Genomic DNA, 9,462 nt, shown 5'->3' with positions numbered 1-9,462 from the left:
CAGGGAGCGCCCTTGACGGACCGACCCGACACGGAAGGACAGTGGACTGCCGGGACGCCCCCGGACACACCACCGACCCCGAACACGGGGATCCCACCCCCCGAAGCCCCCACCAACCCACCCGACCCCGAGACGACGAGCCCCGTCCCCGAAGCCCCCGCCCCGCCCCGCCCCGCCCAACCCCTACTCCTCCGGCGGGAACACCGCCTCGCCCGTGCCCGCCAGGGTGATGAGGATCGCCTCCACCGGGCAGCCCTCCGCCGCCGTCAGGACCGGCTCGTTCGCGTCCGTCTCCGGGTCCCGGGGATGCGACTGGCGCGCCGAGTCCAGCGCGAAGCCCTCCGGTGCGTGGTTCACGCACATCCCCGAGCCGATGCAGACCCCCCGGTCCACCTCCACCACCCAGCGGTCGCCCATCAGGCACCCGCCGCGTAGCCCGCCGGCAGGTGGATCATCTTGTGCTCCAGGTACTCGCTCAGCCCCTCGGGCCCGAACTCCCGGCCCACGCCGCTGTTCTTGTAGCCGCCGAACGGTCCCAGCATGTCCAGGCTGAAGGTGTTCACGTTGAAGGTGCCCGTGCGCACCTGCCGGGCGAAGTCGATGCCGTGCTCCACGTCCCCCGTCCAGACGCTGCCGCTCAGACCGAACTCCGAGTCGTTGGCGACCCGTACCGCCTCCGCCTCGTCCCCGTACGGGATCAGGCAGACGACCGGTCCGAAGATCTCCTCGCGTGCGATCCGCATCGAGTTGTCGACGTCCCCGAAGAGGGTCGGCTCCACGTACCAGCCCCGCTCCAGACCGGCCGGGCGGCCGCCGCCCGCCAGGACCTTCGCACCCTCTTCCTGCCCGATCCGGATGTAGTCGAGCGACCGCTGCTGCTGCCGCCTGGCGACCAGCGGTCCGAGCTGCGTCGCGGGGTCCAGCGGGTCGCCGACCACCAGCGCGCCGGCCGCGGCCGCGAGGGCCTCGGCGACCTCCTCGTACCGGCTGCGCGGCGCGAGCACGCGGGTCTGGGCCACGCACGCCTGCCCGTTGTTCATCCAGGCCGCCGGGACGATCCCGGCGATGGTGGACTCCAGGTCGGCGTCCGGCAGGATCACGGCGGCGGACTTGCCGCCGAGTTCGAGCGTGACCCGCGTCAGGTTGCGGGCGGCGACCTCCATCACGCGCCGGCCGGCCGCGACCGAGCCCGTGAACGCCACTTTGTCCACGCCGGGGTGGCCGACGAGGTACTCGCTGACCTCCCGGTCGGCGGGCAGGATCGACAGCACCCCTTCCGGCAGCCCGGCCTCGCGGGCGATGTCGGCGAGGATGTACGAGTCCAGCGGCGACTCGGGGGACGGCTTGAGGATCACCGTGGACCCCGTCAGCAGCGCGGGCGCCAGCTTCGCGGCCGCCACGAACTGCGGCACGTTCCACGGGATGACGGCCGCGACCACGCCCACCGGCTCCCGGCGCACCAGGATCGGCCCGAGCACCCCTTGGCGGTGCTCCTCGTACGGGTAGGCGCGCGCGACCTGGATCGCGGCGTCGTAGACCATCATCGGGCCGAGCGCCTGGGCGAGGACGCTCCAGGAGTACGGGGAACCGTTCTGCGAGCTGATCGAGCGTGCGATCTCCTCGTGCCGGACGGCGATGGCGTCCTTGATCCGGGTGACGACGGCGATCCGCTCGTCCAGGGACATCCGGGGCCACGGCCCCTCGTCGAAGGCCTTGCGCGCGACCGCGACGGCGCGGTCCACGTCCGCGCGGGAGGCGTGCGGGACGCTGCCGATGACCTGCTCGGTGTGGGGGGAGACGATCTCGATCGTGTCGGTGCCCAGCGGATCCGTCCACTCACCGCCGATGAACAGGTGTCCGTGTTCCACGAGCTCGGTCATGGCTGATGCCTCCTGCGGCTTGGCGTTCCCGAACTGATACCAGTTCTAGTTCCAGGAGTCCACGGCCAGGACGGAACCGCCGGGAAGATCCAACCGAGGGTTGCGACTAGTCAGAACCGGCCGCAGATGGTCGACTTGGGCGACTACTGCAACACGTTCTCGTGAGAGTGAGCCGGGCGGCGCAGACGCGGCCGGGCGCAGCGCAGACAGGGAGCCCCCATGCCGCAGGACACGCCGTCACAGGACACGCCTCCGCAGGCCGCACCACCGACCGCCCCCGGGGACGGACCCGGGGCCGGGCCCACCGCACCGGCCACCACCCCGCCCGTCACCCCCCACGTCACCGACCACGGCGGCGGCGTCCGCGGCATCAAGGTCCCGATCCCCGACAACCCGCTCGGCCACACCCTCGTCCACGTCCTCGACACCGACCGCGGACCCGTCCTCATCGACACCGGCTGGGACGACCCGGAATCCTGGGACACCCTCACCGCCGGCCTCGGCGCCCTCGGCATCGCCGTCGCCGACGTCCACGGCGTGGTCATCACCCACCACCACCCCGACCACCACGGCCTGTCCGGCCGGGTCCGGGAGGCCTCCGGGGCGTGGATCGCCATGCACGCCGCCGACACCGAGATCGTCGTACGGACCCGCTCCGCCGAGCCCGGCACCTGGTTCGACTACATGAGCGGGAAGCTGGCCGCCGCCGGAGCCCCCGAGGAGCACATCGCCCCGCTGCGCGCCGCCCGCGCGAGCGGCCGGCTGCGCACCCTGCCCGGCCTGCGGGCCGCCGTCCCCGACCGGGAGATCGTCCCCGGCGAGCTGCTCCCCCTCGCCGGGCGCAGGCTGCGCGCCATCTGGACCCCCGGGCACACCCCCGGCCACGTCTGCCTGCACCTGGAGGAGCGGCATCCGGGGAACCTCCCCGGCAACGGCCGCCTCTTCTCCGGGGACCACCTGCTGCCCGGCATCTCCCCGCACATCGGCCTCTACGAGGACCCGGAGGATGCCCGGGTCACCGACCCCCTCGGCGACTACCTCGACTCCCTCGAACGCATCGGCCGTCTGGACCCGGCCGAGGTGCTCCCGGCCCACCAGCACGCCTTCACCGACGCCCCGGCCCGGGTGCGCGAGCTGCTGGACCACCACGAGGAGCGGCTGACCGGCCTGTGGGAGCTGCTCGCCGAGCCGCTGACCCCGTGGGGGCTGGCGGAGCGCATGGAGTGGAACCGGCCCTGGGAGCAGATCCCGTACGGCTCCCGCAACATCGCCGTCTCGGAAGCGGAAGCCCATCTGCGGCGGCTGGTGAAGCAGGGCCGGGCGGAGGCGGTCCCGGGCAGCGACCCGGTCACGTACCGCGCGCTGTGACGGCGGCGGCCCCCGGGTAAGGGGTGCTGCGGGTGGACGTCACCCTTCCGGGCTGTTACGGGCCGGTACAGTTGACCCGTCGTCCACCCTTCCGTACGGGGGGAAGCCGGTGTGATTCCGGCGCTGACCCGCAACCGTGACCCGCCCAGGCCCCCGCCGGGCGGGGAGCCGGACCGCCCCGTACGCGAGGTGCGCGGCTCGCGCCGCCGGAGCCCCCGGCGGCCGGCACCGTCGAGGTAAACGGAGCCGGAGCCCGGTGCCCTGTACGGGCCTGCCTCCTGCTCCCCAGCACGAGAGGCACCCGCCCCCCATGAACGTCCGCCGCAGCGCCGCCGCGCTCGCCGCCTCCGCCGTGCTCTGCGTGGGCGCCGCCCCCGCAGCCCTCGCAGCGCCCTCCCCCTCCACCCCGCCGGCCCCGGTGATCCCGTCCGGACTGTTCGGCAAGAAGGACCCGACGTACGACGGCGTGTGGCGGCAGTCCTTCGCGCTGCTGGCCCAGCACACGGTCGGCGTGAAGCCGGCCAAGGAGGCCGTCGACTGGCTGGTCGGCCAGCAGTGCGCCAACGGCGGATTCGCCTCCTTCCGCGCGGACGCCACCGCTGCCTGCGACGACAAGACGATGTTCGACACCAACGCCACCGCGATGGCCGTGCAGGCGCTGAAGGCGCTGGGCGGTCAGGACGCGGCGGTGAAGAAGAGCGTGGACTGGCTGAAGTCCGTCCAGAACGAGGACGGCGGCTGGGCCTTCGTCCCCGGCACGCCGAGCGAGGGCAACTCCACCTCCATCGTGATCAGCGCACTGGCGGTGGCGGGCGAGAAGCCGGCCGACGTGAAGTCGAAGGCGGGCAAGTCCGCGTACGAGGGCCTGCTGGCCTTCCAGCTGGGCTGCGCCGCCGAGCCGGCCGCCGACCGCGGCGCCTTCGGGTACCAGCCGGCACCGGACGGCAAGCTCCCGGCCAACGCCGACGCCACGGCCGCCGCCGTCCTGGCCGGCCTGGGCCAGGGCGCGGTCGTGTCCCCGGCCGCCGCCGACACCCCCGCGGCCGCTCTGGCCTGCCCGGCGACGGGCGCCGCCGACCCGGCGGCCGCGGCCCAGGGCGCGGCCGGCTACCTGGCCGAGACGCTGAAGAAGGACGGCCACCTCACGGCCGTCACCCCGGGCGCGGACCAGCCGACCGCGGACACCGGAAACACCGCCGACGCGGTGATCGCCCTGGCCGCGGCCGGGCACGAGCAGTCGGCGGCGGGCGCGCTGGAATGGCTGAAGACGAACTCGGCGGAGTGGGCCAAGGACAGCCCGGCGGCCCTCGGCACGCTGGTCCTGGCCGCGCACGCGACCGGCACGGACCCGAAGTCGTTCGGCGGCACGGACCTGGTGACGGCCCTGAACGCGACGGGTCCGGCGTCCAAGGCGGCGGAAGCCAAGAGCGACGAGGCGGACAAGTCGGCGAAGGCCGAGAAGTCGGACAAGCCGGTCTCGAACGTCTGGTGGATCGTGGGCGCGGGCCTGGCCGCCGGCATGGGCATCGGCGTCCTGCTGAGCGGCCGCCGGAAGAAGAACCAGCTCTGATGCGCCGCCGCGGCCTGACCCCGCTGGTCCTCGCGTTCGGCGTCCTGCTCACCCTCCTGGCCTCCTCCCCGGCGCTCGCGGCGGGCTACCGCTACTGGTCGTTCTGGGAGGCCTCGGGCGGCCAGTGGCAGTACGCCACGCAGGGCCCCTCGACGGGCCGCCCGGCGGACGGCTCGGCCCTGGGCTTCCGCTTCTCGGTGAGCAAGGACGCGGCGGCCGAGGCGGCCAAGCCGCGCGCGGCGGCCGATTTCGCGGCGGTCTGCGCGGGCACTCCGGCGCTGGAGGGCCGCAAGCGGATCGCGGTGGTCGTCGACTTCGGCGTCCCGGCGGACGCCCCGGCCGGCGACGCCCTGCCGCAGGACACCCCGCGCACGGCCTGTGCCCAGGTCGCCCCGGACGCCACGGCGGCCGAGGCCCTGGCCCAGACCGCCAAGCCGCTGCGCTACAACAGCGCGGCGCTGCTGTGCGCGGTGTCGGGCTACCCGAAGCAGGGCTGCGGCGAACCGATCGCGGACACGGCGGAAAAGCCGAACGCGGATCCGAGCACGAATCCGAGCGCGAGTCCGAGGCCGTCGGCGGAGCCGAAGGCCGGGGGCGGCGGCCCGTCGACCTCCCTGCTGGTCGGACTGGTGGCGGTGGCCGCCCTGGCCGCGGCCGCGGTCTGGCAGTCCCGCCGCCGCCGATGACACCGCCGACCGCCCCGGACCCGGCCGGCGCGCCCGCGGCCACCCGCACCGGTGGTGCGGGTACGGCCAGGACCCGCCGTCCCGCACCCGGCGACCTGACCCCGGCCGGGCCCGGGAGGGCCGGGGCGGGTGGTCCCGGGTTCCGCGCTTCGTACGAAATCATCTCGGCCCCGCGGGCCCGGCGCGGCAACGCCCTGCACGCGGGGGCGTGGTGGCTGTGGGCCCTCGGGCTCGCCACCGCCGCCTCGCGCACCACCAATCCGCTGCTCCTCGGCCTGATCACGGGCGTGGCCGGCTACGTCGTGGCCGCCCGCCGCACCGCCGCCCCCTGGGCCCGCTCCTACAGTGCCTTCCTCAAACTGGGCCTGTTCGTCATCGGGCTCCGGCTCCTCTTCTCCGTACTCCTCGGCTCCCCCATCCCCGGCGCGCACCTCCTCTTCACCCTCCCCGAAGTGCCGCTGCCCGACTGGGCGGCCCAGGGGATCCGCATCGGCGGCCGCGTCACCGCCGAGCAGCTCGCCTTCGCCTTCTACGACGGCGCCAAGCTGGCCACCCTCCTCGTCTGCGTCGGCGCCGCCAACGCCCTCGCCAATCCGGCGCGGCTGCTGAAGTCCCTCCCGGCCGCCTTGTACGAGGCGGGGGTCGCCGTGGTCGTCGCGATGACCTTCGCGCCGAACATGGTCGCCGACGTGGCCCGGCTGCGGACCGCCCGCCGGCTGCGCGGCCGCCCCACCGGCGGCGTCAAGGCCGTCCTCCAGATCGGCCTGCCCGTCCTTGAGGGGGCGCTGGAGCGTTCCGTCGCCGTCGCCGCCTCGATGGACGCGCGCGGCTACGGGCGTACCGCGCAGGTCCCGCCCGCCGTCCGGCACACCACCAACGTCCTCACCCTCGGCGGGCTGCTCGGCATGTGCGCCGGCACGTACGGGCTGCTCGCCGCGGAGGGAGCCGCGTACGGGCTGCCGGTCCTCGTGATCGGCCTCGGCCTGGCGCTCGCGGGCCTGCGCCTGGGAGGGCGGCGCAGCATCCGGACCCGTTACCGGCCCGACCGGTGGGGGTGGCGTGCGTGGGTGGTCGCCGGTTCGGGTGCGGCGGTCGCCGCCGCCCTGATCCGCGCCGGGACGGTGGACCCGGCAGCCCTCCAGCCCGGGGTGGTCCCGCTGGTCGCGCCGGCGCTCCCGCTGTGGCCGGCGGCGGCGGTCCTGATCGGCCTGGTCCCCGCCCTCGTGGCCCCCGTACCTCCGAAGGAGGCATCGCAGTGATCCGCTTCGAGCAGGTGTCGGTCACGTACGACGGCGCCGAGCAGCCCACCCTCCGCGATGTGGATCTGGTGATCCCGGAGGGAGAGCTCACGCTCCTGGTCGGCCCGTCGGGCGTCGGCAAGTCCACCCTCCTCGGCGCCGTCTGCGGCCTGGTACCGCACTTCACCGGGGGCACGCTGCGCGGCCGCGTCACGGTCGCGGGCCGCGACACCCGCACGCACAAGCCGCGCGAGCTCGCCGACGTCGTCGGCACGGTCGGCCAGGACCCGCTCGCGCACTTCGTGACGGACGTGGTCGAGGACGAGCTCGCGTACGGGATGGAGTCGCTGGGCCTGGCCCCGTCCGTCATGCGCCGCCGGGTCGAGGAGACGCTGGACCTGCTCGGCCTGAACGAACTGCGCGACCGCCCCCTGGCCACCCTCTCCGGCGGCCAGCAGCAGCGGGTCGCGATCGGCTCGGTCCTGACCACGCACCCGAAGGTCCTGGTCCTGGACGAGCCCACCTCGGCGCTGGACCCGGCGGCCGCCGAGGAGGTGCTCGCGGTGCTCCAGCGCCTGGTGCACGACCTGGGCACGACGGTCCTGCTGGCGGAACACCGCTTGGAGCGGGTGGTCCAGTACGCGGACCAGGTCCTCCTCCTCCCGTCCCCGGGCGCGCCGCCGGTCCTCGGCAGCCCCTCCTCGATCATGGCGGTCTCCCCGGTCCACCCCCCGGTGGTGGCCCTGGGGCGGCTGGCGGGCTGGTCCCCCCTCCCCCTGTCGGTCCGGGACGCGCGCCGCCGGGCCCCGGACCTCCTCCCCCACCTGCCGGCGCCGGCGCCACTGCCTGCACCGGCACCGGCTGGCACGCCGCATCCGGACCCCACCCCCCGGCCGAGCGGTCCGGCAGAGGCGGCCCGCCCCGGCCTCCTGGGCCGCCTGCTCCGCCGGAGCGGGCCGGCCACCGGCCCGGCCCACGGCCCGGCCCACGGCGCCGCCACCGCCGACGGCCGGACGCCCGCGCGCCCGGCCGCTCCGGCGGAGCCCGTGGCCCAGGTCGGCGGCCTCTCCCTGCGCCGCGGCCGCGCCGAGGTCCTCCACGGCATCGACCTCTCCGTAGCCCCCGGCGAGACCATCGCCCTCATGGGCCGCAACGGTGCGGGCAAGTCCACCCTCCTCGCCACCCTCGTCGGCACGCTGGCCCCCACCACCGGCACCGTCACCGTCGGCGGCCGCACCCCCCACCGCACCGCCCCGCAGGAGATGGTCCGCCGCGTCGGCCTCGTGCCGCAGGAGCCCCGCGACCTCCTCTACGCCGACACCGTGGCCGCCGAGTGCGACGCCGCCGACTCCGACGCCGGCGCGGCCCCCGGCACCTGCCGGGACCTCGTCGCCTCCCTGCTCCCCGGCGTCCCCGACGACACCCATCCCCGGGACCTCTCCGAGGGCCAGCGCCTGGCCCTGGCCCTGGCCCTCGTACTGACCGGCCGGCCGGCCCTGCTCCTCCTCGACGAACCGACCCGCGGTCTGGACTACGCGGCCAAGGCCCGCCTGGTCGACGTCCTGCGCGGCCTCGCCGCCGACGGGCACGCCATCGTCCTCGCCACCCACGACGTGGAACTCGCCGCCGAGCTGGCCCACCGGGTCGTGATCCTGGCGGGCGGCGAGACCGTCGCGGACGGCCCGACCGCCGAGGTCGTCGTCTCGTCCCCGGCCTTCGCACCGCAGGTGGCCAAGATCCTGGCCCCGGCCCACTGGCTCACGGTGACCCAGGTCGCAAAGGCCCTGGCCGAACGGACACCCGAGCCCACCCCCGTACGGGCACCCGCGCCCACCCCCGCGCCCGCGCCCGCATCGGCATCGGCATCGGCATCGGCATCCGACCCCCGAGCCGAGGCCACCGGATGAGCGCCCGCCCCCTGCGCATCGGCCCCCGCGCCGCCGCCGCGCTGCTCCTCGTCACCCTCATCGGCATCGCGGCCTTCGGCTGGCCCCTTCTCGCCGACCGCCAGTCCGGCCTCGCCCACTCCCAGGACGCCCCCTGGCTCTTCGCGGGGCTGCTCCCCCTCCTCGTCGCCGTGGTCGTCGCGACCATCGCCGACCAGGGCATGGACGCCAAGGCGGTGGCGATGCTCGGCGTGCTCGCCGCGGTCGGGGCGGCCTTGCGACCCCTGGGCGCCGGCACGGCCGGACTGGAGCCGATGTTCTTCCTGATGGTGCTCAGCGGCCGCGTGCTCGGCCCCGGCTTCGGCTTCGTCCTCGGCTCGGTGACGATGTTCGCCTCCGCGCTGCTCACGGGCGGGGTCGGGCCGTGGATGCCGTTCCAGATGCTGGCCATGGGCTGGTTCTCGCTGGGCGCCGGGCTGCTGCCGGGGGCGGAGAGGCTCCGGGGCCGGGCGGAGCTGCTGATGCTGGCGGCGTACGGGTTCGCGGGCTCGTTCGCGTACGGCACGGTCATGAACCTGCAGGGCTGGGTGCTCTTGCAGGGCATGGGCCAGGGCATCTCGTTCCACCCCGGGGATCCGGTCCCCGCCAATCTGGCGCGCTTCGCCGCGTACTGCGTGGCGACCTCGGTGGGCTGGGACCTGGGCCGGGCCGTGCTGACCGTCGTGCTGACCCTCGCGATCGGCGGGACGCTGCTGAAGGCGTTGCGGCGGGCGGTGCGGAAAGCGGCGTTCGAGGCACCCGTTTCCTTCGGTTCGCGTTGAAAGTGGCCTGGCA

The 9,462-nt window shown here is 75.1% G+C and carries 8 protein-coding genes and 1 riboswitch; of the genes, 6 read left to right on the top strand and 2 right to left on the bottom strand.

The genetic code is table 11. The annotated features are described in order from the left end of the window. Positions 1–183: 183 nt before the first annotated feature. Positions 184–417: a ferredoxin gene (locus ACFYXV_RS34065; protein WP_366104706.1), complete on the bottom strand. Its 234-nt coding sequence runs from the start codon at positions 415–417 to the stop codon at positions 184–186. Beyond that, the gene (locus tag ACFYXV_RS34060) at positions 417–1,880 is read right to left on the bottom strand and encodes an aldehyde dehydrogenase (RefSeq protein ID WP_389385057.1); all 1,464 of its coding nucleotides are present in this window, start codon (positions 1,878–1,880) and stop codon (positions 417–419) included. The genes ACFYXV_RS34065 and ACFYXV_RS34060 overlap by 1 nt, the downstream gene beginning before the upstream one ends. Positions 1,881–2,099: 219 nt before the next feature. Between ACFYXV_RS34060 and ACFYXV_RS34055 the strand changes: the two genes are divergently transcribed. From ACFYXV_RS34055 to ACFYXV_RS34030, 6 genes are all read left to right on the top strand, one after another. Next, complete coding sequence (locus ACFYXV_RS34055) at positions 2,100–3,248, top strand: MBL fold metallo-hydrolase (protein WP_389385056.1); 1,149 nt, start codon at positions 2,100–2,102, stop codon at positions 3,246–3,248. Positions 3,249–3,348: 100 nt separating this feature from the next. Next, positions 3,349–3,423: riboswitch (cobalamin riboswitch) on the top strand. A 135-nt stretch (positions 3,424–3,558) separates the two neighbouring features. Further along, a complete protein-coding gene (locus tag ACFYXV_RS34050) occupies positions 3,559–4,818 on the top strand; it encodes a prenyltransferase/squalene oxidase repeat-containing protein (RefSeq protein ID WP_389385055.1) in 1,260 nt (419 codons plus the stop codon). Next, positions 4,818–5,504, top strand: coding sequence for an SCO2322 family protein (locus ACFYXV_RS34045; protein WP_389385054.1), 687 nt, complete (start codon positions 4,818–4,820; stop codon positions 5,502–5,504). Before ACFYXV_RS34050 ends, ACFYXV_RS34045 begins: the two co-directional genes overlap by 1 nt. A gap of 95 nt (positions 5,505–5,599) precedes the next feature. Further along, positions 5,600–6,763: an energy-coupling factor transporter transmembrane protein EcfT gene (locus ACFYXV_RS34040; protein WP_389385058.1), complete on the top strand. Its 1,164-nt coding sequence runs from the start codon at positions 5,600–5,602 to the stop codon at positions 6,761–6,763. Further along, a complete protein-coding gene (locus tag ACFYXV_RS34035; RefSeq protein WP_389385053.1) occupies positions 6,760–8,649 on the top strand; it encodes an ABC transporter ATP-binding protein in 1,890 nt (629 codons plus the stop codon). The genes ACFYXV_RS34040 and ACFYXV_RS34035 overlap by 4 nt, the downstream gene beginning before the upstream one ends. Next, positions 8,646–9,449 (top strand): ECF transporter S component, encoded by an 804-nt coding sequence (locus ACFYXV_RS34030; RefSeq protein WP_389385052.1) that lies wholly within the window; start codon positions 8,646–8,648, stop codon positions 9,447–9,449. Before ACFYXV_RS34035 ends, ACFYXV_RS34030 begins: the two co-directional genes overlap by 4 nt. Positions 9,450–9,462: the final 13 nt, after the last annotated feature.

Source organism: Streptomyces sp. NPDC002181 (assembly GCF_042890485.1).
GTDB lineage: Bacteria > Actinomycetota > Actinomycetes > Streptomycetales > Streptomycetaceae > Streptomyces.
This window is presented reverse-complemented; position numbering and strand designations above follow the sequence as displayed.

Excerpts from the sequence above, each read along its gene's own strand:
- ACFYXV_RS34045 (WP_389385054.1), top strand. The coding sequence starts at position 4,818 with ATGCGCCGCCGCGGCCTGACCCCGCTGGTCCTCGCGTTCGGCGTCCTG.
- ACFYXV_RS34060 (WP_389385057.1), bottom strand. The coding sequence starts at position 1,880 with ATGACCGAGCTCGTGGAACACGGACACCTGTTCATCGGCGGTGAGTGG.
- ACFYXV_RS34055 (WP_389385056.1), top strand. The coding sequence starts at position 2,100 with ATGCCGCAGGACACGCCGTCACAGGACACGCCTCCGCAGGCCGCACCA.
- ACFYXV_RS34030 (WP_389385052.1), top strand. The coding sequence starts at position 8,646 with ATGAGCGCCCGCCCCCTGCGCATCGGCCCCCGCGCCGCCGCCGCGCTG.
- ACFYXV_RS34050 (WP_389385055.1), top strand. The coding sequence starts at position 3,559 with ATGAACGTCCGCCGCAGCGCCGCCGCGCTCGCCGCCTCCGCCGTGCTC.
- ACFYXV_RS34065 (WP_366104706.1), bottom strand. The coding sequence starts at position 417 with ATGGGCGACCGCTGGGTGGTGGAGGTGGACCGGGGGGTCTGCATCGGC.